Annotated in this window: 22 protein-coding genes; 9 read left to right on the top strand and 13 right to left on the bottom strand. The window is 65.3% G+C overall.

The annotated features are described in order from the left end of the window. The first annotated feature begins 135 nt into the window (after positions 1-135). Positions 136-897 (top strand): ABC transporter permease, encoded by a 762-nt coding sequence (locus MTX23_RS09325; protein WP_280976342.1) that lies wholly within the window; start codon positions 136-138, stop codon positions 895-897. Between the two features lie 194 nt (positions 898-1,091). Here MTX23_RS09325 and MTX23_RS09320 read toward each other — a convergent pair whose 3' ends face one another. Continuing rightward, on the bottom strand, positions 1,092-1,424 hold the full coding sequence (locus tag MTX23_RS09320; RefSeq protein ID WP_280976341.1) for a hypothetical protein: 333 nt from the start codon (positions 1,422-1,424) through the stop codon (positions 1,092-1,094). 288 nt (positions 1,425-1,712) lie between these two features. Here MTX23_RS09320 and MTX23_RS09315 point away from each other — a divergent pair, with 288 nt between their 5' ends. Both MTX23_RS09315 and MTX23_RS09310 read left to right on the top strand, forming a co-directional pair. Continuing rightward, complete coding sequence (locus MTX23_RS09315) at positions 1,713-2,489, top strand: L,D-transpeptidase family protein (RefSeq protein ID WP_280976340.1); 777 nt, start codon at positions 1,713-1,715, stop codon at positions 2,487-2,489. A gap of 266 nt (positions 2,490-2,755) precedes the next feature. After that, the gene (locus MTX23_RS09310) at positions 2,756-3,601 is read left to right on the top strand and encodes an alpha/beta hydrolase (protein ID WP_280976339.1); all 846 of its coding nucleotides are present in this window, start codon (positions 2,756-2,758) and stop codon (positions 3,599-3,601) included. A gap of 19 nt (positions 3,602-3,620) precedes the next feature. Here the strand turns inward: MTX23_RS09310 and MTX23_RS09305 are convergent, their stop codons facing one another. Next, positions 3,621-5,882, bottom strand: coding sequence for a fused MFS/spermidine synthase (locus MTX23_RS09305; protein WP_280976338.1), 2,262 nt, complete (start codon positions 5,880-5,882; stop codon positions 3,621-3,623). A gap of 270 nt (positions 5,883-6,152) precedes the next feature. On the opposite strand from MTX23_RS09305, the gene MTX23_RS09300 reads away from it, so the two are divergent. Beyond that, positions 6,153-7,754 (top strand): NAD(P)/FAD-dependent oxidoreductase, encoded by a 1,602-nt coding sequence (locus MTX23_RS09300; protein ID WP_280976337.1) that lies wholly within the window; start codon positions 6,153-6,155, stop codon positions 7,752-7,754. A 338-nt stretch (positions 7,755-8,092) separates the two neighbouring features. On the opposite strand, the gene MTX23_RS09295 is transcribed toward MTX23_RS09300, so the two are convergent. Beyond that, positions 8,093-8,257: a Flp family type IVb pilin gene (locus MTX23_RS09295; protein ID WP_280976336.1), complete on the bottom strand. Its 165-nt coding sequence runs from the start codon at positions 8,255-8,257 to the stop codon at positions 8,093-8,095. A gap of 169 nt (positions 8,258-8,426) precedes the next feature. Between MTX23_RS09295 and MTX23_RS09290 the strand changes: the two genes are divergently transcribed. Continuing rightward, a complete protein-coding gene (locus MTX23_RS09290) occupies positions 8,427-9,311 on the top strand; it encodes a 50S ribosomal protein L11 methyltransferase (RefSeq protein ID WP_280976335.1) in 885 nt (294 codons plus the stop codon). A gap of 116 nt (positions 9,312-9,427) precedes the next feature. After that, positions 9,428-9,814, top strand: a complete 387-nt coding sequence (locus MTX23_RS09285; RefSeq protein ID WP_280976334.1) for a hypothetical protein — start codon at positions 9,428-9,430, stop codon at positions 9,812-9,814. Positions 9,815-9,821: 7 nt separating this feature from the next. On the opposite strand, the gene MTX23_RS09280 is transcribed toward MTX23_RS09285, so the two are convergent. Further along, entirely contained in the window at positions 9,822-10,010 is a 189-nt protein-coding gene (locus tag MTX23_RS09280; protein ID WP_280976333.1) for a hypothetical protein, read from the bottom strand. Between the two features lie 248 nt (positions 10,011-10,258). Here MTX23_RS09280 and MTX23_RS09275 point away from each other — a divergent pair, with 248 nt between their 5' ends. Together MTX23_RS09275 and MTX23_RS09270 are read left to right on the top strand one after the other, a co-directional pair. Then, on the top strand, positions 10,259-12,088 hold the full coding sequence (locus MTX23_RS09275) for an aminopeptidase P family protein (protein ID WP_280976332.1): 1,830 nt from the start codon (positions 10,259-10,261) through the stop codon (positions 12,086-12,088). Positions 12,089-12,340: 252 nt separating this feature from the next. Then, complete coding sequence (locus MTX23_RS09270) at positions 12,341-13,627, top strand: multidrug effflux MFS transporter (RefSeq protein WP_280976331.1); 1,287 nt, start codon at positions 12,341-12,343, stop codon at positions 13,625-13,627. Between the two features lie 155 nt (positions 13,628-13,782). On the opposite strand, the gene ligA is transcribed toward MTX23_RS09270, so the two are convergent. The 9 genes from ligA to murB all read right to left on the bottom strand — a co-directional run bounded on the left by ligA (position 13,783) and on the right by murB (position 26,597). After that, positions 13,783-15,933: an NAD-dependent DNA ligase LigA gene (gene ligA, locus MTX23_RS09265; protein ID WP_280976330.1), complete on the bottom strand. Its 2,151-nt coding sequence runs from the start codon at positions 15,931-15,933 to the stop codon at positions 13,783-13,785. Between the two features lie 73 nt (positions 15,934-16,006). Beyond that, entirely contained in the window at positions 16,007-17,677 is a 1,671-nt protein-coding gene (gene recN, locus MTX23_RS09260) for a DNA repair protein RecN (RefSeq protein WP_280976329.1), read from the bottom strand. Between the two features lie 13 nt (positions 17,678-17,690). Continuing rightward, positions 17,691-18,596, bottom strand: coding sequence for an outer membrane protein assembly factor BamD (locus tag MTX23_RS09255; RefSeq protein ID WP_280976328.1), 906 nt, complete (start codon positions 18,594-18,596; stop codon positions 17,691-17,693). A gap of 248 nt (positions 18,597-18,844) precedes the next feature. Continuing rightward, entirely contained in the window at positions 18,845-19,807 is a 963-nt protein-coding gene (lpxC, locus tag MTX23_RS09250; protein ID WP_280976327.1) for a UDP-3-O-acyl-N-acetylglucosamine deacetylase, read from the bottom strand. A 351-nt stretch (positions 19,808-20,158) separates the two neighbouring features. After that, the gene (gene ftsZ / locus MTX23_RS09245; protein ID WP_280976326.1) at positions 20,159-21,943 is read right to left on the bottom strand and encodes a cell division protein FtsZ; all 1,785 of its coding nucleotides are present in this window, start codon (positions 21,941-21,943) and stop codon (positions 20,159-20,161) included. An 89-nt stretch (positions 21,944-22,032) separates the two neighbouring features. Further along, positions 22,033-23,355 carry a cell division protein FtsA gene (gene ftsA, locus MTX23_RS09240; RefSeq protein WP_280976325.1) on the bottom strand — a complete coding sequence of 441 codons (1,323 nt, stop codon included), beginning with the start codon at positions 23,353-23,355 and terminating at the stop codon, positions 22,033-22,035. Then, a complete protein-coding gene (locus MTX23_RS09235) occupies positions 23,352-24,359 on the bottom strand; it encodes a cell division protein FtsQ/DivIB (protein WP_280976324.1) in 1,008 nt (335 codons plus the stop codon). Before MTX23_RS09235 ends, ftsA begins: the two co-directional genes overlap by 4 nt. Positions 24,360-24,687: 328 nt before the next feature. Next, positions 24,688-25,674 (bottom strand): D-alanine--D-alanine ligase, encoded by a 987-nt coding sequence (locus MTX23_RS09230; RefSeq protein ID WP_280976323.1) that lies wholly within the window; start codon positions 25,672-25,674, stop codon positions 24,688-24,690. Further along, positions 25,674-26,597 (bottom strand): UDP-N-acetylmuramate dehydrogenase, encoded by a 924-nt coding sequence (gene murB, locus MTX23_RS09225; RefSeq protein ID WP_280976322.1) that lies wholly within the window; start codon positions 26,595-26,597, stop codon positions 25,674-25,676. The genes MTX23_RS09230 and murB overlap by 1 nt, the downstream gene beginning before the upstream one ends. A gap of 20 nt (positions 26,598-26,617) precedes the next feature. Here murB and MTX23_RS09220 point away from each other — a divergent pair, with 20 nt between their 5' ends. Beyond that, positions 26,618-26,953 carry a GIY-YIG nuclease family protein gene (locus tag MTX23_RS09220; RefSeq protein WP_280976321.1) on the top strand — a complete coding sequence of 112 codons (336 nt, stop codon included), beginning with the start codon at positions 26,618-26,620 and terminating at the stop codon, positions 26,951-26,953. Positions 26,954-26,976: the final 23 nt, after the last annotated feature.

Here is a 26,976-nt window from a genome sequence, read left to right as displayed (position 1 = left end):
CCTGTCATAGGAACTTCAAACTCTAATGCCGCACCAGAGTCCTAAATTTTCTAGCGCTCCTTCGATTTCGAAGTTCGCATCGGAGGCTCCCCGAGAGCATGCGAACTTCGAAATCAGAGCGCTAGGGAGGGCGCCATGAATTTCCGCGCCATCCGGGCTATCTACCTGTTCGAAATGGCGCGCACCTGGCGCACGCTGCTGCAAAGCATCGTCTCGCCCGTGGTGTCGACCTCGCTCTATTTCGTGGTGTTCGGCGCCGCGATCGGCTCGCGCATCACCCAGGTCGAAGGCGTCAGCTACGGCACCTTCATCGTGCCGGGGCTCGTCATGCTGTCGGTCTTGACGCAGAGCATCTCCAACGCCTCGTTTGGCATCTACTTCCCGAAATTCGTCGGCACGATCTACGAGATCCTGTCGGCGCCGATCTCCTATTTCGAGATCGTGATCGGCTATGTCGGCGCCGCCGCAACCAAGTCGATCATCCTCGGCCTGATCATCCTGGCGACCGCCGGCCTGTTCGTGCCGCTGCACATCGCCCATCCGGTCTGGATGCTGACATTCCTGGTGCTGACGGCCGTCACCTTCAGCCTGTTCGGCTTCATCATCGGCATCTGGGCCGACGGCTTCGAGAAGCTGCAGATGATCCCGATGCTGGTGGTCACGCCGCTCACCTTCCTCGGCGGCAGCTTCTATTCGGTGAACATGCTGCCAGCGGGCTGGCGCACCGTCACGCTGCTCAATCCCGTGGTCTATCTGATCTCCGGCTTCCGCTGGAGCTTCTACGAGATCGCCGATGTCAGCGTGGTGCTGAGCCTCGGGATGACCGTGGGCTTCCTGGTCGTCTGCATGGCCATCGTGGCGTGGATCTTTAGGACCGGCTATCGGCTGAAGAACTGAGAATCGTAGCTCGGATGGAGCGAAGCGCAATCCGGGACAGCTCTGCGACCCGGCGATAGCGGCCCCGGATTTCGCGGAGCCTGTCATCGGGCGCGCGTTCGCGCGGCCCGTTGGCTCCATCCGGGCTACAGGCGTTCGAATCTATGGTGCGATTCCGGGTTCACACTTCGCGTGCCCCGGAATGACGACCCTGCCTACCGATAGCAATAGAAGTGGCCGTGGCGATAATAGCCGCGGCAGCGGTGGCCGCGCCGCCAGCCGCGATCGGGAATGCCAAACACGCCCTTGACCGCCCCCACGGCGCCGCCGACGCCGGCACCGACGGCTCCGCCAACCACGCCGCCCACCGGCCCGGCGACCCGGTTACCTTCATAGGCGCCCTCTTGGGCTCCGCGGACGATTCCCTGGGCATAGCCGGCATGGGGGATCGCCAGCAACGAGAGGGCGAGGGCTGCGGCCGCAAACAGGAGCCGCACGGATGGGCCGGCTGGGACGACGGCCGCGGTCTTAACCTTGCTGTTGTTCATCTCGATTCCTTAAAACATGACGCGAATGCGCCGCTTGGCGGGATTGTGAAACGCTCTTGCGACCAAATGGTTGCGCATTGGCGGCCAATTGGGGCCGATGTCGCGACTTGCTCGCGAAAAAGTCAGGACGACGTGACAGACAAACCCGCTGTCGGCCTTGTTTGCGCCGCGGCCCCGATTAACGATGGGTTTGCCCTGCCACTGGAACCAAAAACGGATTCCGGGCATATTGGTTGCCGGGGATGGAGAGCCACGGCGCTGCGATCAGGCCTGGAGGCCAAAGGTAAGATGCGTTCCTTCCTCGTTGCATTCACCACAGTGATGCTTTTCACCGCCGGCGCCGCGCAAGCCAAGGTCGATATCACCATCGACAAGGACAATCAGCAGATGACCGTCGCGGTCGACGGCGTCGAGCGCTATCACTGGCCGGTCTCCACCGGCATCCCTTCCCGCGAAACGCCGAACGGCACCTTCCGCGCCTTCCGCATGGAGGAGGATCACTTTTCCAAGGAATTCGACGACGCGCCGATGCCGCACTCGATCTTCTTCACCAAGATCGGGCATGCGATCCACGGCACCGACTCGGTCAGCCGACTCGGCACGCCGGCGTCGCACGGCTGCGTGCGGCTGTCGCGCGAGAACGCCTCGACGCTCTACGCGCTGGTCGAGAGGCAAGGCGTGCTCAACACTACGGTGACGCTGACCGGCTCGGCCCAGGTCGCACTGGCGCGCACGCGTGGGCGCAACGGCACCGCGGTCGCCCGTCGTGCGCCGCAGGACCAGGACTATGGCCAGCAATACAGCGCCGCGGGCGAGCCGGTCGTCCTGACGCCGCAGCCGCGCGAATATCCGGCGGCGCGCGCCGACGACGGCTATATCTATCCTGCCGACGGCAGCTCGACCGACCACCGCTATCCGGCGCCGCCGTCAAGCCGCCGCGTCTACGACGCGCAGGGCTACGGCCAGTATTACGGCAACCAGGGCTACGCGCCGGCGCCGCAGGGCTACTACCAGCCACGACCCTACTATCAGCAGCAGCGCGGGTTCTTCACCGATCAGGACTGAGACGACCGAGCCGCGCGTCCATCTGAACGCGCGCTCGCCGCGTTCTGACCTTTGCGCACAGCGTCCGCATTCACCTGCTTGTGGCCCTTGCCCGGCATCGCCACGTATCCGGGCGGTGGCCTGTCGTCTGACCGTCATCTCACTGTAAAGATTGCGCTCGATATTCCGCAGCCAGAACGCCCGCTCGGCCCCCGGATGCACTTCGTATGGAGTGCCGACCATGTCCGAGCCAGAGCGCATCAGGTTCCGCAATCCCAGAGGTCGAAATGAAACGGGGCATCATTGTCCTTTGCCTGTGCGTGGTGGTGATCGCCGCCTATTACACGACGGACAGGTGGGCGATCCGCCACACGACGATGACGTTCCACGACATTCTGCGCGATGACCGCAACGTCACGGTCGAGATCGCAATCCGTCGTGACCGCGAGATGCAGGCCCTGGCCGAGATGATCGACCTGCCGGTTGCGATCCTGAGTCACGGCAACACCGTCAAGAACACCGAATATTCGTTCCTGACCAACGTTTTTGCCTCTCGCGGCTACCTCGTGATCAGCGTTCAGCACGACCTCGATACCGATGCGCCGATGGTGACCAAGGTCGGCGAGGAATATGTCGGCCGCCGCATGCAATACAATCGCGGCATCTCCAACATCATGTATGCGATCGAGGAGATGAAGAAGCTCTATCCGAGCGCGGATTTTCGTCACCTGACGCTGATCGGCCATTCCAACGGCGGCGACATCTCGATGTTCTTCGCCAAGCAGCATCCCGACCTGGTCAGGAAAATCATCACGCTGGACAATCTGCGCGTCCCCTTCATCACCAACGGCAAGATCAAGATCCTGTCGTTCCGCTCGAAGGATCCGCAGTTCAAGACCGACCCGGGCGTCGTTCCTGACGACGCAACTTGCAAAAGACTCGGTATCAAGGTGGTCAGAACCGAGTTCCAGCACAACGATCTCAGCGACCGCGGCTCCGACAACGTCAAATCGTCGATCCAGGCGTCGGTGGAGCAATTCCTCGACGAGGACGAGGGCTCGCCGACTATGCCGCTGCTCGCCGCCGCGTCGGCAGCAAACCCGGACAAGGCGGCGGCCGACGACAAGAAATGACGGACGAGCAGAGAAGCAGCTACTGCTCGCTGTCGCGCAGGCGACGGTAGACCGCGCCCAGCACGTTCGAATAGTCGTCGGTCCAGATCCGCTGGTTTTCGTTGGCAGGGGTCTCGGTCCAGACGCTTGACGAGGCGAGCTTGCCGATGTCGGCCTCATCGCGGGCGGAGACCACCACCGAGGTCGCGAAAATATACTCGTTGTCGCGGCCCGAATCCTCGCCGTACACCCAGCTCTTCATGTCGTTGGCATCGGCGATGCCGACCACGACGCTTGCCAACTCGAGATGCCGGTTGGAGACATGCATCACAACCGCACCGTGCGGCGCGAGCTTCGCCTTGTAGATCGCCATCGCCTGCTCGGTGGCGAGATGGATCGGGATCGCATCCGACGAATAGGCATCGACGATGATGAGATCGTAGACGCCGTCGGGCTCCTTGGCGAAGGTCAGCCGCGCATCGCCGATCACCGGCTTCAGGTCGGGCTCGCAGTTCTGGATGTAGGTGAAATATCTGGGGTCGCGCGCGGTATCGACCATGCTCTGGTCGATCTCGAAGAACTTCCAGTCCTCGCCGGGCGCCGACGCACAAGTCAACGTGCCGGAGCCCAGCCCGATCACCGCCACCTTCAGGGGCGCACCCTTGCGCTCGCGCATCGCCGTGATCGCCTGCCCGATACCGCCATCCCTGTGATAGTAGCTGATCGGCTCCGGCCGCCCGGTGACCGGCATGCCGTTGTCGTTCTTGAACCTCTGGGCGCCGTGGATCGTCGTTCCGTGCATCAGCACGTGATACTGCCCGTTCGGCGTCACCACGATCTTGTGCACGCCGAAGAAGCTGCGCACCGTATCGACGCGGCCGTCGTCGGACGGATAGTCGCGCAGCAGCACCAGCGCGACGACGACGGTGGCGAAGATCTTCCATCGGCTGGCGTTCACCGCGAAGGCCAGCAGCGCGGACAGCACCCCGACCCCGCCGATCATCCAGACCCGCCGCTCGTCGAGCCGATCGAACAGCTCGCCGGTCGAATAGGACGGCGCAATCAGCGCGACCGCCAGCACAGCGAGGAACGGCCAATACCAGGCGCTCCAGCGCGGCAGCCGCTCGGCGCCGGAGGGACGACATAGCGCCGCCAGCGCCAGCAGGATCGGATATTCAGCGACCCATGAAAAGGTGAACGGCGCGATCAGCCCCGCAAACAGGCCGCCAACCATGCCGCCGAACGACAGCGCCACGTAGAAGCCGGTGAGGTATTTGGCGGCGGGGCGCGTGCGCGCAAGCTCGCCGTGACAGGCCATCGCGATGACGAAGAAGCAGAGCTGATGGCCGCCGAGCGTCAGCAGCAGATTCTGCTCGCCGCCGAACGCCAGCAGGACGACCACGCCTGATATCGCCATCGGCTGGGCCAGCAGCATCCATTTGTGCGGCAGCAACGGGCGCGACTGGAACACCAGCACCCAGGTGAGGAGATACAGCGAGAGCGGCAGCACCCAGAGCAAGGGGGCGGCGGCGACGTCGGTCGAGATATGCGCAGTCACCGCGATCAGCAGGCCCGACGGCACGGCGGCGAGCAAGATCCAGCGCGCGCGCAGCAGCCATGACGGCTCCGTCGCCGCGACATCGTCAACCTGCATGTTGCGCGCAGCGGCGTTGGCCGGCGCGCGCAGCAGCAGCGCGCCGCAGCCTGCGATCAGCACAATCAGGAGGCCGTAGCCGCCGGTCCAGATCAGGTTCTGGGTCCGCAAGGTGAACATCGGCTCCAGCAGCACCGGATATGACAGCAGCGCCAGGAAGCTGCCGATGTTCGAGGACGCGTAAAGGAAATACGGATCGGGGCCGTTGGGATGGCCGGTGCGCACGAACCAGGCCTGCAGCAACGGATTGTTGGCGGCGAGCGCGAAGAACGGCAAGCCGATCGAGACCGCGAACAGGCCGAGCAGCCAGAACGCATAGCCCGAATTCGGCGGCTCGCCCCAGCCGCTGCGGATCGCAAGCGGCAGCGTCAGCAGCGCGACCACCAGCAGCGCCAGATGCACCGCGACCGGAACCGCGCGGTTGCTCAGCTTCATCAGGACATGCGCATAGGCATAGCCGCCGAGCAGCAGCGACTGGAAGAACACCATCGCCACCGACCACACCGCCGGCGAGCCGCCGAGCCGCGGCAGCACCATCTTGGTGAACAACGGCTGCACCGAGAACAGCAACAGGGCGCTGACGAAGATCGCGGCGGTGTAGACAACCAGCACCAGCCGGTTTCGCGAGGCTGACGGCTCAGACGTCATGAAAGCTCCGGCATGAACCCGGCGGGCGCCGGAGGCGAGCGGTCCGGCAAGGCTGCACCGGACAGCTTGACCTGAGCATATGGCAGCATCACGGGCAAGAAAGGCCGATAACGAGGACTTGACGAAGTGTCGCAACGGCGCGCATTCGTCTTGAGCATGATCTCCGCGCAAACGCTCCGTGCTTGTCGCAAGGCATAACCGGCTTCCACTTTGCGCTAACGCGGACCTCGGGTCCGGATCATGCTCTAATCACTCCTTCTTGAAGCGGACATGAACGAAACGGACGTCGTCATCATCGGTGCGGGGCACAACGGCCTCACCTGCGCAGCCTATCTAGCGATGGCGGGCTTGCGGGTCAGGGTGGTTGAGCGCCGCAAGGTGGTCGGCGGCGCTGCGGTCACCGAGGAGTTCGCACCGGGCTTCCGCAACTCGGTCGCCTCCTACACGGTGAGCCTGCTCAACCCGCAGATCATTGCTGACCTGAAACTCGCGGATCACGGGCTCAGGATCGTCGAGCGCCGCGCGCAGAACTTCCTGCCCGCACCCGACGGCAGCTACCTGCTGACCGGCGAAGGCCGCACCAGGGAGTCGGTGGCGAGACTGAGTCAGCGCGACGCCGTCGAGATCGATGCGTTCTCCAGGGAACTCGAGGCGATCGCCGACGTGCTGCGCCAATTCGTGCTGCGCGCGCCGCCGAACATCGTCGAGGGATTTGGCATCGGCGCAATGCGCGAGGCCTTCAATGCGCTCGGCGCCGCGAACACCTTGCGGCGGCTGTCGCTCGAGCAGCAGCGCGACCTGCTCGACCTGTTCACGCGCTCGGCCGGCGAGATGCTGGACGAGCGTTTCGAGAGCAACCTGGTCAAGGCGCTGTTCGGCTTCGACGCCATCGTCGGCAATTATGCGAGCCCCTACACCGCAGGCTCGGCCTATGTGATGCTGCATCATGCCTTCGGCGAGGTGAACGGCAAGAAAGGTGTCTGGGGCCACGCCATCGGCGGCATGGGCGCGATCACGCAAGCGATGGCGCGCGCCGCGCGCGGCCATGGCACCGAGATCGAGACCGACGCCGGCGTGCGCGAGGTCATCATCGAGAAGGATCGCGCCTGCGGCGTCATCCTCGACAATGGCGAAACCATCCGCGCCAAATATGTCGCCTCGAACGTTAATCCGAAGCTGCTCTACACGCGGCTGGTGCCGGCGGACGCACTGACGCCCGAGTTCGTTGCGCGCATCTCGCGATGGCGGAACGGCTCCGGCACGTTCAGGATGAACGTCGCGCTCGATGCCCTGCCCTCGTTCACCGCGCTGCCCGGCCCCGGCGATCACCTCACGGCCGGGATCATCATCGCCCCAAGCCTCGGCTACATGGATCGCGCCTGGCGCGATGCCTGCGACCTCGGCTGGAGCCGCGCACCCGTCGTCGAGGTGCTGATCCCCTCGACGCTCGACGACACACTGAGCCCGCCGGGCCGGCATGTCGCGAGCCTGTTCTGCCAGCATGTCGCGCCGCAATTGCCTGACGGCAAATCCTGGGACGACCATCGCGAGGAGGTCGCCGATCTCATGATAGCAACGGTCGATCAGTACGCTCCCGGCTTCGCGGGCAGCGTGGTCGGCCGCCAGATCCTGTCGCCGCTCGACCTGGAGAGGCAGTTCGGGCTGCTCGGCGGCGACATCTTCCACGGCGCATTGACGCTGAACCAGTTGTTCTCGGCGCGGCCGATGCTTGGCTATGCCGACTATCGCGGGCCGCTCAAGGGGCTCTACCATTGCGGCTCCGGTGCTCATCCCGGCGGCGGCGTTACCGGTGCCCCCGGGCACAACGCGGCGCGGGTCATCCTGGCCGACCACCGGAGGCTGTTTCCGTAAGGCGATAGCGCCCCTGTCAGGTGGCCACCGCTCGGCAAACGGTGGACAGGCTGTGGAGAACCGGTGGATCAGCCGCGGACAGGGCTGTGCAGTCTGCCGGGAAAACGGGCGACACCGCTGTAGACACACTGTGGAACGCGGGGCCCGCAGGCCCGGCGTAGCCTTCTGGATACGTGTTGACGGATTGGGGTTCGGTCTGTGGATATCCAGTGGACGTCCGCACCTTGGCCACCGCGGAACGCCTCAGGTGCCTGCCTCCCGGCCGGGGCGGTCCCAAAAGACAAGCACCGGGCGACAAGGTCGCCCGGTGTGCCGAGAACGCCGTACGGTAGTTTGACTTACTTCAACGAGGTGCTGATCGAGCTGAAGGTTGTGCTCAGCGCCGTGCCAACGCCATTCACCGCAGCGATGATGGCGATCGCGATGCCGGTCGCGATCAGGCCGTATTCGATGGCCGTGGCGCCGGATTCATTCTGCAAGAACTTTGCGATAAATGCCTTCATAATAGCCCTGCCCTTGATGTGTGACCCTGTCGGAACAAGGGAATTGTTCCTGCCCACGTACTAATACGGGAAAATCTAAGGTTGTCTAAACGCGGCACGTGTAGAATCACGTGATAATCGAATGAAATCAAAGTTGAAATTTTAGCAAAAACCGCGCTACCGGCATTCGATGACCCCCTCCACGCACCGCGCCAGTGTCACCCTTCCCGATGAATCGACCGCAAAGCGCGTCGTCGACGCGCTTTCCGAAGTGTTTTTCGAGGATCAGGCCGCTTTTGCAGCATTCGAGCGGCCTGACGGACGCTGGGACGTCACGGTCCATTTTGCCGACGCGCCGGACGAGGCGCTGTTGCGCGAGCTGGTCGGGCACGCCGTGCGACGGGATGTCGCGGAGGCCGTGACATTCGATACCGTCGAAGCCAAGGATTGGGTGAAGGCGGGCCTCGAGGATCTCGTCCCGGTCCCGGCCGGCCGCTTCGTCGTCCACGGCCAGCATGACCGGACAAAGATACCGCCGAACAAGCTCGGCATCGAGATCGAGGCGGCGCTTGCCTTCGGCACCGGCCACCACGGCACCACGCGCGGCTGCCTGCTGCTGCTCGACCACGTGCTGAAAGCGTATCAGCCACGCCGCGTGCTCGATCTCGGCACGGGGACCGGGGTGCTGGCGATCGCCGCCGCCAAGGCGCTGCACGGCCGGGTGCTGGCGAGCGATATCGATCCGCCGTCGGTGCGAGTGGCCAAGGAGAACGCCCGGCTCAACGAGGCGGGACACCTGGTGGACGTGATCCAGGCCACCGGCTTTGCTGCGCCGCGGTTCGCCGAGGATGGGCCGTTCGACCTCGTGCTCGCCAACATCCTCGCCAATCCGCTCAGGCAACTGGCCGGGCCGATGGCGCGGCATCTCGCCTCGTCGGCGCAGATCATCCTCTCTGGCCTGTTGACCCACCAAGCGCCGGCCGTCATCGCCGCCTACCGCGCGCGCGGGCTGGTGCCGCTGCGCCATCTCAAGATCGAGGGCTGGAGCAGCCTTCTGCTGCGCGCCGTGCAATGACCGCACCGGGCAGACAGTGCGGCGACTGCACGCTCTGCTGCAAGGTGATGGCGATCGAGGAACTGGCCAAGCCCGTCAATGCGTGGTGCGCGCATTGCAGGCCGGGGCGTGGATGTATGATCTACCCAAACCGGCCGGCGGAGTGCCGCACCTTCGCCTGCGACTGGCTCGTCAATGAGCTCCTGGAGGAGCACTGGAAGCCGAGCAAATCAAAGCTCGTCCTGACGACGTCGGAAGACGGCCTCGAGGTCCGTTGCGATCCCGGCTTCCCCGATGCCTGGCGCAAGGAGCCGTTCCGGAGCGAGCTGCGGGAATGGGCCGTGTCCGGCGAAGCGCTCGACATGACCGTCGTCGTGATCGTCGGTCGGCGCATGACGCTGGTGACATCAGAGCACGAGTTCGATCTCGGCATCGTCGGCCCCGATGAGCGGATCGTGCGGGAACTCGAAGGCACCAAGGTCGTCAACACGACCGTGGTGAAGGCGTCCGACCTCGAACAGTAGTTGCCGATTATTCGGACGGCGCGGAGTCGCGGCGAGCGATCGTCTCGGCCTTGTCCTGCTTCAGCGTGCGCCTGACGCACGCCTCGACAATGCGGTCCAGGATCTGGACGATGACGCCACGTTGCTTCTGTTCGACGGGGGCAACCGGGCCACTGTGGACCGGCGGGGTAATCTTCTCAAACGTGAACGCAGGCACGGTGCATCTCCTCGCCGTCGAGTTGAGACACTCCTGGACACTCCCGGTATTTTTGACGGACGACTTGCCCGGAAAACCGTTCCGTCTTTTCTAATGGCGATGCCACGTTTCAAGCATAAGTTATGCCAAATTGTGGATATGCCTGGCCGCGTTGCGGAGCGGTCCAGGTGAACTTAGAGCATGAACGGTAGCCGTGGAAAGCAGTTTTCCCAGCGGGCCATGCTCGATCCAAAGAGAGTGCGAAGGCGATGTTCGAGGCTCATTTCCAGACGTTCGAAGAACCCGAAAGCGGCGTGGCGCTGACCGCCCGGCTGAGCGCACTCCGCGAGGAGCTGGCGCGGCGCAAGCTGACGGGCTTCGTGATCCCCCGCGCCGACCAGCAGCAGAACGAATATGTCGCCCCGTCCGAGGAGCGGCTGGCCTGGCTGACCGGCTTCACCGGATCGGCGGGGCTCGCGGTCGTGCTGGCCAGGCAGGCCGCTTTGTTCGTCGATGGCCGCTACACCCTGCAGGCCGGCAAGCAGGTCGACCGCAAGGCCTGGGACATCGAGCCGCTGGTCGATCCGCCGCCGGAGCACTGGGTGACGCGGCATCTCGCCGCCGGCGACCGCCTCGGATTCGACCCGTGGCTGCACACATCGGCGGCAGCCGAACGGCTGGCGGCCGCCTGTGCCAAGGCCGGCGCGGAACTGGTCGCGGTCGACCGCAATCCCGTCGATTCGATCTGGCACGAACGGCCGGCGCCGCCGCTCGGTCCGGTCTCGATCCACGGTCCGCAATTCTCGGGCGAGATCGAGGCGGAGAAGCTGAAGCGCATCCGGATCGAGATCAACAAGCTCGGCGTCGATGCGCTGGTGCTCTCCGACAGCCACGCGGTGGCCTGGACCTTCAACATCCGCGGCGCCGACGTCTCGCACACGCCGCTACCGCTGTCCTACGCGCTGGTGCCGAAGGAGGGCCGGCCGCTGGTGTTCATCGATCACCGCAAGCTGTCCAACTCGACGCGCGACCATCTCGAGCAATCCGCCGACGTCGAGGAGCCGGCGGCGCTGACGCCGAAGCTCACCGAGCTCGCCAAACGCGGCGCCTCGATCGCGCTCGACAGCGTGACCGCCGCCGACGCCTTGAGCCGGCTGATCGCGGGTGCCGGCGGCAAGCCGGTGCGCGGCAACGACCCGGTCAGCGCGTTGAAGGCGGTCAAGAACATGACCGAGATCGAGGGCACCCGCACCGCGCATCAGCGCGATGCCGTTGCATTGACGCGCTTCCTCGCCTGGATCGACCTCGAGGCCCCCTCGGGCGGGCTGACCGAGATCGACACCGTCGAGGCGCTGGAGACGTTCCGCCGCCAGACTGCGGCACTGAAGGACGTCTCGTTCCCGACCATCGCCGGCACCGGGCCGAACGGCGCCATCGTGCATTACCGCGTCACGCGCAAGAGCAACCGCCGGATCGAGCCCGGCGACCTGCTGCTGATCGATTCCGGGGCACAGTATGAGGACGGCACCACCGACGTCACCCGCACCATCGCGATCGGCCAGCCGACCGGCGAGATGCGCGACCGTTTCACCCGCGTGCTGCGCGGTCATATCGCGATCGCCCGCGCGATCTTTCCCGACGGCACCACCGGTGCGCAGCTCGACACGCTGGCGCGGCAATATCTGTGGCAAGCTGGCGTCGATTTCGAGCACGGTACCGGCCACGGCGTCGGCAGCTATCTCAGCGTGCACGAAGGGCCGGCGCGGATCTCCAAGCTCGGCACCACGCCGCTGAAGCGCGGCATGATCCTGTCCAACGAGCCCGGCTACTACAAGACCGACGCCTACGGCATCCGGATCGAGAACCTCGAGCTCGTGATCGGCACCGACATCAAGGGCGCGGAGAAGCCGGTCAACGCGTTCGAGACCCTGACGCTGGCGCCGATCGACCGCCGCCTGATCGAGGTGAGCATGCTGAGCGAGGACGAACTGACGTGGCTCAACGACTACCATGCCCGCGTCAATCGCGTGGTGCGCCTGCATCTCGACGACAACGCCACGAAACTGTGGCTCGATGAGGCGACGGCGGCACTGAAGTAAACAGCGCGAGCATCTCTCCTGTCATCCCCGCGAAAGCGGGGGATCCGGTACGCCGCGGCCCATCGGATTAAAACTGACGTCTCTGGAATGCTGGGTCCCCCGCCTCCGCGGGGGACGACAACGATGCCTGTTGCGCGAGGCGAAACACCTTCGACGGCGCCTCCCGGAATCGGCATGGGCGTATGCCGAAACACACGTATTCCGGGCGCACCAGAACGCTACAGTCGATTCACAATGCTGGATCGGACCTGAATGCACGGCGTGATGGGCAAGCCGCCCGGCGCGGCCAAGGAAAACGTCAAGGACAACATCGCGACATCGAAGGTCATGCTGCTGATGCTCGTCGTCATGACGGGCGTGGCGCCGATCTCGCTCTACATGCTGGTTCCGGCGCTGCCGGTGCTGGCGATGACGTTCGGCCGCGACATCTCGATCGCGCAGATGACGGTGTCGCTCTACATGGTCGGCATCGCCCTCTCGCAGCTCATCATGGGACCGCTGTCCGACAAGTTCGGCCGGCGGCCGGTGCTGCTTGCCGGCCTCGGCCTGATGGTAGCCGCGGGCATCGGCTCGGTGTTCGCCGAAAACCTGCCGCAACTGATCGCCGCGCGTTTCTTCCAGGCGCTCGGCGGCGCCAGCGGCATGGTGATCAGCCGCGCCATCATCCGCGATCTCTATCCGCGCGAGCGCGTCGGCGCGATGATCAGCCTCGTGGTCGCCGCGCTGATGATCGCGCAGATGGTGAGCCCGCTGACTGGCGGCCTCCTGGAAACCGCGTTCGGCTGGCGCGCGATCCTTTATTTGATCACGGCAGCATCGCTCACGATCACGATCTTCATCGCGCTGGCCTTGCCGGAAACCCGTCGCGATCGCGCCGAGAGCTCCAGCTTTCGCGGCGATCTCGGCAAGCTGATGCGCAGCCGCGCCTTCGTCGGCTACATGCTGTGCCAGGTGCTGGCCTCGCAGATCATCTTCGCCTTCGCCGGCGGCGGTCCCTATATCGTGGTGATGCAGATGGGCCGCACCAGCGCCGAATATGGCGCATGGTTCGCGACCACAGGCTTCGCCTACCTGGTCGGCAACCTGTTGTGCGTGCGTTTCGCGCCGCGCCATTCGCTGGAGAAGCTGATCTGGTTCGGCCTCGTGCTGCAGGTCGGCGGCAGCCTGCTGAACCTGATCTGGAGCTTGACCGGGGTGAACCAGGCGCCGCTCTGGCTGTTCGGCACCCAGATGATCGTGATGGTCGCCAATGCCTTCGTGATGGCCAATTCCGCCGCCGGCGCGATCAGCATTCGCCCCGAGGCCGCCGGCACCGCTTCCGGCGCCATGGGCTTCCTGCAGCAGGGGATCGGCTCGCTGATTTCGCAATTCGGCGCCTATCTCGGCGGCCACACCACCACCACGCTGCCGCTGACATCGGCGATATCAGCGATCTCGCTCGCCTGCGCCTGCACGATGATCTTCATCGTGCCGCGGCGGAATGTCGTGGTCAGCGAACGGCGGATCGAGCAGGCGGAAGAGGAAAGCGCGATGATGTGAGAGCGGCGCTCGCGCCCCAATCTCACCTCGTCATCCCTCGCGCAGGCGGGGGACCCAGTACGCCGCGGCTTTTCCGTATGTCGCTAGCGTCCCTGGGATACTGGGTCACCCGCATGCGCGGGTGACGACAACAGAGAATGCGGCGACGCCGCGCCTCACTCCCCGATCAGCTTCAGCCACTCGTCTTCGGTGAGCACCTTGACGCCGTGCTTCTGCGCTTCGGCGAGCTTCGAGCCGGCGCCGGGTCCAGCGACGAGATAGTCGGTCTTCTTCGACACCGAGCCGGCGGCCTTGGCGCCTAACCGCTCGGCCGTCGCCTTGGCCTCATCGCGCGTCATCTTCTCGAGCGAGCCGGTGAACACCACCGTCTTGCCGGCCACCGCCGAGTTGCTCTTCGGCTTCTCGGCATCGACGATCTCGTCCAGCTCCCCGGTCAGCCGTTCGACGATGCCGCGATTGTGGCTCTCGCCGAAATAGTCCGCGATGCTCTTGATCACGGTGTCGCCGATCTGGTCCAGCGCATCCATCTCCGCAATGGCCTCCTCGTCGCCCTTGGCGATCTTGAGGCAGACCTCATGGAACGTGTCCCAGGAGTGATAGCCGCGGGCCAGCGCCAGCGCCGTGGTTTCGCCGACATGGCGCATGCCGAGCGCGTAGATGAAGCGCTCCAGCCCGATCCTGCGGCGGCTGTCGATCGCGGCGAACAAATTGCGCACCGAGGTTTCGCCGTAACCCTCGATCTGCTCCAGCTTCAGCTTCGCATTGCGCTTGGGCAGTGTGAAGATGTCCGCGGGCTCCCTCACCCAGCCCTCGTCGAAGAAATACTGCAGCTGCTTCTCGCCGAGCCCGTCGATGTCGAAGGCGCGGCGGGAGACGAACAGCTTCAGATGCTCGATCTTCTGATAGGGACAGGCGAACTCGCCGGTGCAGCGAGCGCGCGAGCCCTCCTCGCCGGTCGCCGTCTCCTCGCGCACAACGTCGGTGTGCAGCGGGCACGGGCATTTCTTCGGGAAGTGGAATTCCCTGGCATTCTTCGGCCGCTTGTCGATCACGACATCGACGACCTGCGGGATCACGTCGCCGGCGCGCTGGACCACGACGGTGTCGCCGATCCTGATGTCGCGGCCCTCGCGCAGCACCTCGCCCTTGTTGCCGATGCCCTTGATGTAGTCCTCGTTGTGCAGCGTGACGTTCTGCACGATCACGCCGCCGACGCCGACCGGCTCGAGCTTGCCGACCGGGGTGAACGAGCCGGTGCGCCCGACCTGGATCTCGATGTCGCGCAGCACCGTCATGGCACGCTCTGCGGGGAATTTGTGCGCGATCGCCCAGCGCGGCGTGCGCGATATGAAGCCGAGCCGCTCCTGCCAGTCGATGCGGTCGACCTTGTAGACGACGCCGTCGATATCGTAGTCGAGCTCGGCGCGCTGTTCCTCGATCTTGCGATGGAACGCGATCAGCTGCTCGACCGAGTGACACAGCTTGGCCAGCGGATTGGTCTTGAAGCCGCAGCGCTCGAACCAGTGGATCATGCCGGTCTGCGTGGTCTCCGGCATCGCGCTCATCTGGCCCCAGGCATAGGCGAAAAAGCCCAGCGGGCGCGAGGCGGTGATGCCAGGATCCTTCTGCCGCAGCGAGCCCGCCGCCGAATTGCGCGGGTTGGCGAAGATGGTGTCGCCGGCGGCCTTCTGCCGCTCGTTCAGCGCCAGGAACGCATGCTTGGTCATGTAGACCTCGCCGCGCACCTCGCAGATGTCGGGCACGTTGCGACCCTTGAGCTTTTGCGGCACGTCCTCGAGGGTGCGGATATTGGCGGTGACGTCCTCCCCCTCCGCGCCGTTGCCGCGCGTCGCGGCGGTGACAAGCTCGCCACCCTCGTAGCGCAGCGACATCGAGAGACCGTCGATCTTCGGCTCGGCCGAGAAATCGATCTTGTCGTCCGGCAGCTTCAGGAACCGTGTAATGCGCCCGACGAAATCGACCACGTCAGCTTCCGCAAACGCATTGTCGAGCGACAGCATCGGCAGTGAATGGCGGACCTTCCTGAAACGCCCGGACGGCGCCGCGCCGACCTTCTGTGACGGCGACTCCGCGGTGACGAATTCGGGAAAGCGCTTCTCGATCGCGTTATAGCGTTGCCGCAGCGCATCGTACTCGGCATCGGTGATGCTCGGCGCATCTTCCTGGTAGTAGCGCCTGTCGTGGCCCTCGAGCTCGAGCGCGAGGCGCGTCAGCTCGACCTTGGCCTGGGCCTTGGTGAGCTTATCGATGTCGGGGAGTGTTTTCTCTTTTGCTGCTTTGGCCATGCAACGGTCGCGCTATAGTTTTCTGCCACACCGGGGCGGTCCGTCAGGACGAACCCGGAATGACGGTGAGACACTAACTCGCCGCGCGCAGCAGTCGTTCCGCCGCAGCGCGGGCCTCGGCCGTGATCTCGGCGCCGGCCAGCATGCGTGCGATCTCCTCGCGGCGGTGGTCGGCGGCGAGCGCGTTGACGCGGGTGGCGACGCGCTTGCCCTTGTCGAGCGCGTCCTTGGAGATCAAAAGATGCTGGCTGGCGCGGGCCGCGACCTGCGGCGCGTGCGTCACCGCCATCACCTGCACCTTGCCGGCAAGGCGCGCCAGCCGCGAACCGATCGCGTCCGCCACCGCGCCACCCACACCGGTGTCGATTTCGTCGAACACCAGCGTCGGCGCCGAACCGCGGTCGGCGAGCACGACCTTGAGCGCGAGCAGGAAGCGCGACAACTCGCCGCCGGAGGCGACCTTCATCATCGGTCCCGGCTTGGTCCCCGGATTGGTCTGGACCCAGAACTCGGCGCGGTCGATGCCTTGCGGGCCCGGCGAGGCCGCGTTGGTCTCGACCTGCGTCATGAATTTTGCCCGCTCGAGCTTGAGTGGCGCGAGCTCGGCATTGACGGCCTTGTTGAGCTTCTCGGCCGCCTTGGTACGCGAAGCCGACAGTTTTGCCGCAGCCGCGGCGTAGCGCTTGTCGGCTTCGCCGGCGGCCGCCTCCAGCTTCTTGAGCTGGTCGGCGCCGGCATCGATCAGCGCGACGTCGTTGGCGTATTGGGCGGCCAGCGCGGCCAGCAAATCGACCGGCGTCGAATATTTGCGCGAGGCCGCGCGCAGCCCGAACAACCGCTCCTCGATGCGCTCGAGCTCGGCCGGATCGAAATCGGTTGCGGCCAGCGCGGCATTGAGATGCTGGTCGGCCTCCTCCAGCGCGTTGATCGCAACGTCGATCGCCTTGACCGCGGGCTCGATCAGCTCGGGCGCATTGGCGGCGCGCCGCTCCAGCCGCCGGACCGCGGCCGACAGGGCCGGCACCGGCGAATGCGAGCCGCCGATCGCCTCCTGCGCCTCGCGCAGGTCGGTCGCAATCTTTTCGCCCTGCATCATGGTGGTGCGGCGGTTGGCAAGCTCGGTCTCCTCGCCCTCCCTCGGCGCCAGCGTCTTCAGCTCCTGGGAGGCGTGGCGCAGATAATCCGCCTCGCGCGCGGCGCGCTCCATGCCGGCGCGATGTTCTTCCAGCGCCGTATTGGCGGTGCGCCGGGCATCCCACAGCGCTTCCAGCGCGGTGACCTCCTTCTCGAGCCCGGCGAAGGCGTCGAGCAGCTGGCGATGGGTGGAGGCGTCGACCAGCGCGCGCTCGTCATGCTGGCCGTGAATCTCGACCAGAACGGCGCCGACCGCCTTCAGGGTCTGCACGCTGATCGCCTGGTCGTTGATGAAGGCGCGGGTGCGGCCGTCGGCGAGCTGCACACGGCGCAGGATCATCTCGCCGGTGTCGTCGAGGCCGTTCTCAGCCAGGATCCTGGCCGCCGGATGCCCCTTCGGGACGTCGAACATGGCAGTGACTTGCCCCTGCTCCGCGCCATGGCGCACGAGCGTGGCGTCGCCGCGGCCGCCAAGCGCCAGCGCAAACGCATCGAGCAGGATGGATTTACCCGCGCCGGTTTCGCCGGTCAGTACTGCCAGGCCACGGGAGAATTCGATATCGAGCCGTTCGATCAGGACGATGTCACGGATCGACAGACGCGCCAGCATGCGAGGACAATTCCTAGCCGAGACCTATCTTCTTGAAGGTCCGGCTGATCCAGGACCCCTGATTCTCGCTCGGCTCGAGACCGCCGGACTTTACTAGATTGTACGCGTCCTTGTACCAGCGGCTGTCCGGAAAATTGTGGCCGAGCACCGCGGCGGCGGTCTGCGCTTCGCCGACGATGCCGATCGCCATATAGGCCTCGGTGAGCCGGTAGAGCGCCTCTTCGACGTGGCGGGTGGTCTGGTACTGCGTCACCACCGTCTTGAAGCGGTTGATCGCGGCGGTGAAGTCGCGCTTCTCCATGTAGTAGCGGCCGACCGCCATTTCCTTGCCGGCGAGCTGGTCGCGCGCAGCCTGAAGCTTGGTCTTGGCCGAGGTGGCGTATTCCGAGGTCGGATACTTGCGCACCACCTCTTCCAGCGCCGCGATCGCCTTCTCGGTGCGGCCCTGGTCGCGGGAGATGTCCGGGATCTGATCATAATGCGATGCCGCGATCAGGTACTGGGCATAGGCCGCGTCCGGGCTGCCGGGGTGCAGCGTGACATAGCGGGTCGCAGAACCGATGCAGCTGTCGTAGTCGCCGGCCTGATAGTAGGAGTAGGCGGACATCAAGAGCGACTTGCGCGCCCACTCCGAGTAGGGATGCTGCCGGTCGACTTCCTCGAACTTCTTCGAGGCGGCCTTCAGATCCTTCTTCTCGTTCATCATGTACAAGCCCTCATTGTAGAGCTTGTCCGCGGGCTCATCGACGAACGTGTCGTCCTTGGCCATGAACTTGTCCCACAGCGCGCCCGTGCCGCAGCCGGCGAGCGGCAACGCCAGCACGACCAGGCCCGCCGCGAAACGCAGCGCGCGGGCGACCTGCTTCAGGCCGGAGACGTCAGAAGAATTGGGTTCGAGCGTCATACGCTTTGCCGACATGAAATATAGAACCTGACGCCTTTGATTGCGGTTAACGGCCAAGCCCACTTCATCCATGGACCGCGATCATGGACGCAATACACCCCCACCATTGGCGCCGTGTCGCAGCCGCTGGCATGCTTAGCCAAAAACTGGCCCTCGACCAACCGGATACGCAGCCATTCCGCCCGGAATAAGGCGACCGGACACGCCCGCGCCCCACTGTAGACACTACGGAAATTGGGGACGAAGGACGCCGGCCGCGGCGATCAGGACACGTCCGGGCCGTAGGCCGGGGCGATCAAGCCGCCCACCGTGCCGGCACCGGCCTCGACGTGGCTGCGGGACGGCCGCCGCGCGGTCTCCGCTTCGACCACCCGCCAGGCGCTGCGGTCGGCGAGAAGCGCCGTGAGCACCGCGTGGTTAAGCTTGTGACCGCCACGCTTCGAACGATAGATGCCAAGCAGCGGCAGGCCGGCCAGCGCGAGATCGCCGATGACGTCCAGGACCTTGTGACGGACGCACTCGTCGCCGTAGCGCAGTCCCTCGGGATTGAGCAGACGGGTTTCGTCGAACACCACCGTATTCTCGAAGGACGCGCCGAGCGCGAAACCTGCGCTCCAGAGCCGGGCCGTATCGCCGACGCAGCCGAAGGTGCGGGCGCGCGACAGGTCGCGGCGGAAGCCTTCCGGCGAAAGATCGAAGCAGAGGCTCTGGCGGCCGATCACCGAGTTGGCGAAATCGATCTCGACCTCGGCACGGAACCCGCCTGCAAACGGACGCAGCTCGCCGACCGATTCGCCGATCTTGACCTGCACCGGCTTCAACACCTGGATGAAGCGGCGCACGGCGGGCTGGGTGGCGATGCCGGCCTGATCGATCGCTGCGACGAAAGCCGCGGCGCTGCCGTCCATGATCGGTACTTCGGGACCGTCGACCTCGATGATGGCGTTGTCGACGCCCATGCCGCGCAGCGCGGCAAGCACATGCTCGGCGGTGGAAACCAGCGGCCCTTCGCGGTCACCGAGCACCGTCGCAAATTCGGTCGCGATCACGGCATCGGCATTGGCCTGAATTTCGCGGTCGGCACCGTCGAGGCCGGTGCGGACGAAAATGAAACCCCCATCGACGGGCGCAGGCCCCAAAGTCAGATTAACAGCTTGACCGGAGTGAACGCCGACGCCCGTCACGGTGGCTTGCGACCGAAGCGTCGTTTGGCGACTGAATTTCATTCGATAATGCCCACTACCCGACTTTCACTCAAATCAAGTGGCCCACTTTCCCCAAGGCCGACTCGCTTGAGCTCCCCAAGTCACGGCAGACCATAGTCACAGCCCCAAACCGCGCCAACTCACGCTTCTTTACCGATTGTTACCCCATCTCCGCCGCATTCACGCCCAAGGTTAACCAAATTGCGACAGCGAAAAGAGCCCGCCGGGACAGGCCATCTGATCACCGAAAGGATAATTAATCATTTAATTTCAGTCGCTTGGTCACCGGACTGCGACCCGATATCCGCTTAAAGACGAAGGCCCCGGCGGTTCCCGCCGGGGCCTCTCTGGTCGCCAAGATTGTAACAACCTTCAGTTTGCCTGCCGGCGCAGGAAGGCCGGGATATCAAGATGGTCGTCGCCCTGTGGCGCCGGCGCAACAGGTGCCGGCCGCCCATGAGCGTCCAGCCCCTGCGGCGCGGGCCGCTTCGCATATTCAGATACCGGTGATTCGTTCGAGGCGATCTGCTGCGCGACGCTGCGGGCCGGCCGGCGCTCGGGCAGCGGCGGCATCGAGGGCATCGCCGGACCGGAGGAACGGGCCGCGCTCGGCGGCTCGGTTTCTTCGTCGCGACGGCCGAGGCCGACATTGGCCAGGCGCTGCAGCAGCGACAGCCGGGTCTTCTGCGGATGTTCCTCCTCACCGCCGCCGTTGGCCTGGCGGATCTCGGCCTGCGCCGGCATCGGAAGGTCCTCGAACTTCGGCATCCGCGGGGCACGGACCGGGGAACGCTCGGCGGCCTGCGGGATGAAGGTCTCGGGCGGCATCGGCTCGTGCTGCTCGACCTTGGCGACGTCGTGATCCGGGAACAGCGACGGCTTCTGGGCGATCGGGCGCACGGTGACGTCACCGTAGGACGCCGGCTGCATCGGCGCGTTGTCCGGGGCAACCGCGGCGGCGATCGCCGCGAGCGCGGCGCGCTCGACATTGGCGCCCTGACGCGGCTGGGCCGCGGCAGGCTGCGGCGCAGCAATCGGCGCAACGATCACGCCGGTCGGCGGATCGAGCTTCTGCGCACGCTCGGCGAGTCGCTGATTGTCGGCGCGCAGGCGCGCGGTCAGGTCGGCCAGCCGGCTCTCCGGCGAGCCGTTGGACTGCTGCGCAGCGGGAGCCTGGGCGCGGGCGATCGCGGCCTGCTCGATGCCGGTCGCAACCACCGAGACGCGGATGACGCCGTCGAGCGACTCGTCGAAGGTGGCGCCGACGATGATGTTGGCGTCGGGATCGACCTCCTCGCGGATGCGGGTCGCGGCTTCGTCGACCTCGAACAGGGTGAGGTCCTTGCCGCCGGTGATCGAGATCAGAAGGCCGCGGGCGCCCTTCATCGAACTGTCATCGATCAGCGGGTTGGCGATCGCGGCTTCGGCGGCGGTCAGCGCGCGCTTCTCGCCGGTGGCCTCGCCGGTGCCCATCATCGCCTTACCCATCTCGCGCATGACGGCGCGGACGTCGGCGAAGTCGAGGTTGATTAAACCTTCCTTGACCATCAGGTCGGTGATGCAGGCGACGCCCGAATAGAGCACCTGGTCGGCCATCGCGAAGGCGTCGGCGAAGGTGGTCTTCTCGTTGGCGACCCGGAACAGGTTCTGGTTCGGGATGATCAAGAGCGTGTCGACCACCTTGTGCAGCTCGGCAATGCCGGACTCGGCGGTGCGCATGCGGCGCTGGCCTTCGAAGTGGAACGGCTTGGTCACCACGCCGACCGTGAGGATGCCCATCTCGCGCGCGGCCTTGGCGATCACCGGTGCGGCGCCGGTGCCGGTGCCGCCGCCCATGCCGGCGGTGACGAACACCATGTTGGCGCCGGTGAGATGATCGCGCAGCTCGTCGATGACCTCCTGCGCGGCGGCGGCACCGACATCGGGCTGCGAACCGGCGCCGAGGCCCTGGGTGACCTGGGTGCCCATCTGGATGATGCGCTGCGCCTTCGACATGGTCAGCGCCTGCGCGTCGGTGTTTGCGACAACGAAGTCGACGCCCTGCAACCCGGCGGTGATCATGTTGTTGACGGCGTTACCGCCCGCGCCACCGACGCCGAAGACAGTGATCCGCGGTTTCAGCTCGCTGATGTCAGGGGGGGTCAGATTGAGTGCCATGGTTGCCTCTCTCAATTACGCGCGCGTGGGTTCGCCCCGGCCGGCGGCCGCGGGAGTTGGTGAAAATGCCTTAAGCCGGGATGCGGTCATCAGAAGCCCTCGCGAAGCCATCGTCCGACCTTTCCGAAGTAGCCGTAGCCGTCAGTCCCTGTCTTGAGCTGCCGCGTGCGCCGCGGTTCGACATGTTCAAGATGAGCGTATTGCGGATAGACCAAGAGCCCTGAGGGCACCGAGAAGGAGGCGCCCTTCGCCTCGCTCGGCAGCCGGCCGAAGCCAAGCGGACGGCCGATGCGGACCTGCCGGTTCAGGATGCGGGTGGCAAGCTCGACGGTGCCGGTGAGTTGGGACGCGCCGCCGCTCAACACGACGCCCGCCCGCGGCTCAGCCGCAAAGGGGGAATCCGCGAGCCGGTCACGGACCATCTCAAAAATCTCCTCGGCGCGATGCCGGACTATGTTCGCGATCGTGGCGCGGGACACGATTTGCGGAGTCTCCCGATCATCGCCTGCAGTCGGAACGGACATCAGCTCACGCGAATCCGAGCCGCCGGTCAGCACCGTGCCGTATAAAGTCTTGATTCGCTCGGCATCCGCAATGCACGCTCCGATACCGCGTGCAAGATCCATCGTGATGTGTTGCCCACCGAGCGCAAATCCGGATGCGTGCACGAAGCGTCCGCCGGAATAGGTCGCGATCGTCGTCGACCCCGCGCCCATCTCGACGACGGCTGCGCCGAGATCGAACTCGTCGTCTGTCAGGACCGAGAGCCCCGCGACATAGGGGCTCGCCGCCATGGCTTCGACATTGAGATGACACCGTTCGACCACGAGCATCAGATTCTTGGCGACCGTCGCGTCCGACGTGACGACATTCATGTCGACGCCGAACTGCCGCGCCACCATGCCGCGCGGATCGCGGATGCCCTTGACGCCGTCGAGCGCGTAGCCGACCGGCAGCGCATGCAGAACGGTGCGGCCGGCGGCGGTGGCGTGGCGCATGCCGGCCGAGGTGACGCGGCTGACATCGTCCGAGGTGACCGAGCCGCCGCGGATATCGGCAGCGGCTTCAACAAGTTGACCATGCAGCCGGCCGCCGGATACCGACAGCAGGACGGATTCGACCCGGACCTTGGCCATGCGCTCGGCCAGCGCCACGGCATGGCGCACCGACTTCTCGCATTCGGCCAGATCGACCACGGCGCCGGCCTTGACGCCGCGCGACTGGATCTGGCTGTAGCCGATCAATTCCACCGCGTGGCTGCGGCCGCGCAGCGCCTCGCTCGGCGGCGAAGGCTTCAGCCGTGCGATCATGCAGGCGATCTTGCTGGAGCCGACGTCGAGCGAAGCCACCAGCGCGGTGCGCTTCTGCATCGGACGGGTCTTCGGGGTCAGGTTGCGATCGAGGCCGGTCATGCGGAGTCACCGGCCTTCTTCTTGGACTTCTTGTCCTTGAACAGCTCTTCGCGCGCCTTGGCGGCGTCGTCGGACAATTGCACGACCAGGCGATCCGGCAGGCGCATGTCGACGGCTACAATGTCGCGCGAGAACAGCTTCTCGTCCTTGTCGAGTTTGGAGAGCGCGGCCAGCGCGTTGCCGACGTCGTTCTCGGGCAGGCGGATATCGAGGCCGTCCTTGAGGCGCAGGTTCCAGCGCCGCTCGCCGACATAGATCGCAGCCTTCGTCACCGAACGCACCTGCGGATAACGGTCGAGCAGCGCGAGGAAGTCGTGGGCGTGGGTTTCGGCGCCCTTGCCCACCACCAGCGGCAATTTGAGGAAGCGGCGCGTGACGTAGGGCTCGAGCACCGCGCCATCAGAGGCAATGACGGCGAGCCTGCCGTTCTCCTGCCACAAGGCGAAGGCCGAGCGCTCGACGATGTCGATCTGCAGCCGGCCCGGATAAAGCTTGAGGATGGTGGCGTCCGCAATCCAGGGATTGGCCTTGAGCCGGTCGCGCACGGTTTCGGCGTCGAGGAACAGCAGCGAGGAGCGGCCGTTGATGCCGCCGATCGCGAGGACCTCGTCCTGGGTCAGCTGCTTGCGGCCGTTGATACCGACCGTGGTGATGCGGAAGCCCGCGGCATTGGCGAGCGCGTTGCGGGTGTCGTCCATGACAGCGACGAACGCGTCGACATGGCCGCCTTTGACGATGCCGAAACCTGCGCTGCCGAACAGGATCGCGAGCGTGGCGACAAGGCCGAGACGGCGCGGCAGGTAGCGCTCGATGGTCTGGATGAAACGGTTCGGCGGCTCGCGATCGATCACCGGCTGCCGGGCGGGACGCTTGCGCTTGCGGCGGGCGAGATAGGCGCCGGCATGCTCGCGCAGCAGCACCGCCGCTCCAATAGCGGCTGCTCTCAGGTCAGCTTGAGGCCCCAGCGATCGCACCGATCGAGCGAGGCGTCCTGCACCATCCATTGCACGAGCTCGTCACATGTTGTGCCCGCAAACCTTGCGGGTCCCGGCACAGGTGACGTCTCGGCGGTACCGGTGGGATAGAGTGACCCCCTGTTCCCCTGGTTGCGTTCCTCGAAGCGGTATTCCGCGACAGCTCACGCCCCGGCAGCCAAGCGCTACATGCGCCGCCAGCGTTAACTTTCGGGCTTCCTGGTAAACAAACGGTAAATGCGGTCCGCCTGATGCGTGTTTTGATCAACGCTGTGAGTGCCTTGCCGCGAACTCGTTAGCATTTTAGCAACACGCCGGTTCCAGTCCGCCTCCGCGGGCCAGGTTCCCTCTCCGCCGCCTACTTTCGTACGCGGCTCCGGGCGAGTTCGATCTGGTCGTGCAGGAAGTCGGCAAAGTCGATGCCCTGCGCCTTGAGGGCCTTCGGGTACAGCGATGCCACGGTGAGCCCGGGCAGCGTGTTGGTCTCGAGGTAGACCGGCCCCCTGGCCGACACGATGAAATCGCTGCGCGAATAGCCGGAGCAGGACAGCGCGCGATGCGCCTTGAGCGCGTGATCCATAATCGCGGCACTGACCTCGGGGGCGAACCGGCCGGGGCAGATCTCCTGGGTCGACTTCAGGAGGTATTTCGCCGTGTAGTCGAAGCCGCCTTCCGCCGGCACGATCTCGATCGGGGGCAGCGCGAACACCGCGCCATCGGACCGTTCGAGCACGCCGCAGGTCGCCTCCACGCCCGAGACGAACGGCTCGATCAGATAGTCTTCGGTCTTCGCGGCATTGCGGACGGCGACCAGATCCTGTTGCGCGTTGACGAAGATCAGTCCGTAGCTCGATCCGTCCTTCACGGGCTTTGCGATCAGCTTGCCATGCTCGGCGAAGGCTTCATCGATACGTTCGAGGGCAATGCCCTGCGGCGCATTCACGCCCGCGATCCCGGCAAAGCGCTTGGCGGACACCTTGTCGAAGGCAAGATGCGACGAGGCCGAACCGGAGCCGGTGAAGGCGATGCCGCGCATCTCGCACATCGCCTGCAACTCGCCATTCTCGGCGCGCCCCCCATGCAGGCCGAGCACCAGCACGCGCGCGTCCGCTGCAGCCTTGTCGAGCGCCTGCGCGAGGCTGATGCCGCGATCATCGGGCTTGAAATCGACCTCGAACGGCTGCGTGTGATTGAGCAGCTTTTCGGAGGTGACGGCGTGCACGGTGTCGCCGACATCCCAGAACCACAGATCGGCGTCGGGCAGCGCGCGGTGCAACGCCTGTGCGCTCGCCACCGAGACCAAGCGTTCCTTGTTGGTGCCGCCGAAGAGAATGGTCGCCCGCATCAGCTCTTTCCGATTCCGATCCGCTTGATTTCCCAATGTAGCTCGATTCCGCTGGTCTGCTTCACGCGCTCACGCACCGTCTCGCCCAGGGTCTCGATGTCGTGCCCGGTGGCGTTGCCGGTGTTGATCAGGAAATTGCAGTGCATCTCCGAGACCTGCGCGCCACCGACCTTGAGGCCGCGACAGCCGGCGGCGTCAATCAGCTTCCAGGCGCTGTTGCCGGGTGGATTCTTGAAGGTCGAGCCGCCGGTCTTTTCGCGGATCGGCTGCGCGGTCTCGCGATGGACCTGCACCTCGTTCATGCGCGCACGGATCGCGTCTGCATCCGTCATCGTCCCGCGGAAGCGCGCCGAAGTGAAGATCACGGAAGGATCGACCCCGCTGTTGCGATAGACGAACTTCATGTCGGCATTGCCGAAGACGTGCCTGGTGCCGTCGCGGCCGATGCCGGTCGCCTCCACCAGCACATCCTTGGTCTCGCCGCCATTGGCGCCGGCATTCATGCGCAGCGCACCGCCGATGGTGCCGGGAATGCCGAAGAAGAATTCCATGCCGCCGATGCTGGCCGCAGCGGCTGTCTCCGCCACCCGCTTGTCGAGCGCCGCGGCGCCAGCGGCGACGATGTCGCCCGTCGCGCTGGTCTCGCCGAAGGCGCGCGGCGCGAGGCGGATCACCACGCCCGGCATGCCGCCGTCGCGCACGATCAAATTGGAGCCGACACCGATGACATGGACCGGCAGCTCCTTCGGCAGGTTCTTCAGGAAGTGGGCGAGGTCATCCTCGTCCGCCGGCGTGAACAGCACCTGCGCCGGACCACCGACGCGAAACCAGGTCAGCTCGGCAAGCGACTGGTTGGCGAGCAGCCGCCCGCGCAGCTCCGGCATCGCGGCTTTCAGATCAGGCGTGATGTCGGGGAAGGTCATGCACGCCCTCTCAATCCGTCATGGCCGGGCTTGTCCCGGCCATCCACGTCTTGCAGTATCCCGGCATGGCGGGTGGATACGTCTATTTTCTGACCAACCGTCCTAACGGCGTTCTCTATGTCGGGGTAACGAGCGATCTCGTCCGCCGGATATTCGAACATCGCTCCGGCTTCGCCGATGGGTTCACTAAGCGATACGGGTTGAAGAGGCTCGTCTACTTCGAGCAATTTGACGACATTCGTGATGCCATTCAGCGCGAACACAACATCAAACATTGGCCGCGTGCATGGAAGGTTCGCAAGATCGTCGCGGCGAACCCCAATTGGGACGATCTCTTCGACACGATAGCGCAGTAAAGACGTGGATGGCTGGGACAAGC

The organism is Bradyrhizobium sp. ISRA436 (genome assembly GCF_029910015.1).
Classification (GTDB): domain Bacteria; phylum Pseudomonadota; class Alphaproteobacteria; order Rhizobiales; family Xanthobacteraceae; genus Bradyrhizobium.
Note: the sequence above shows the minus strand (reverse complement) of the source record. Positions and strands in the feature narration are given on the sequence as shown.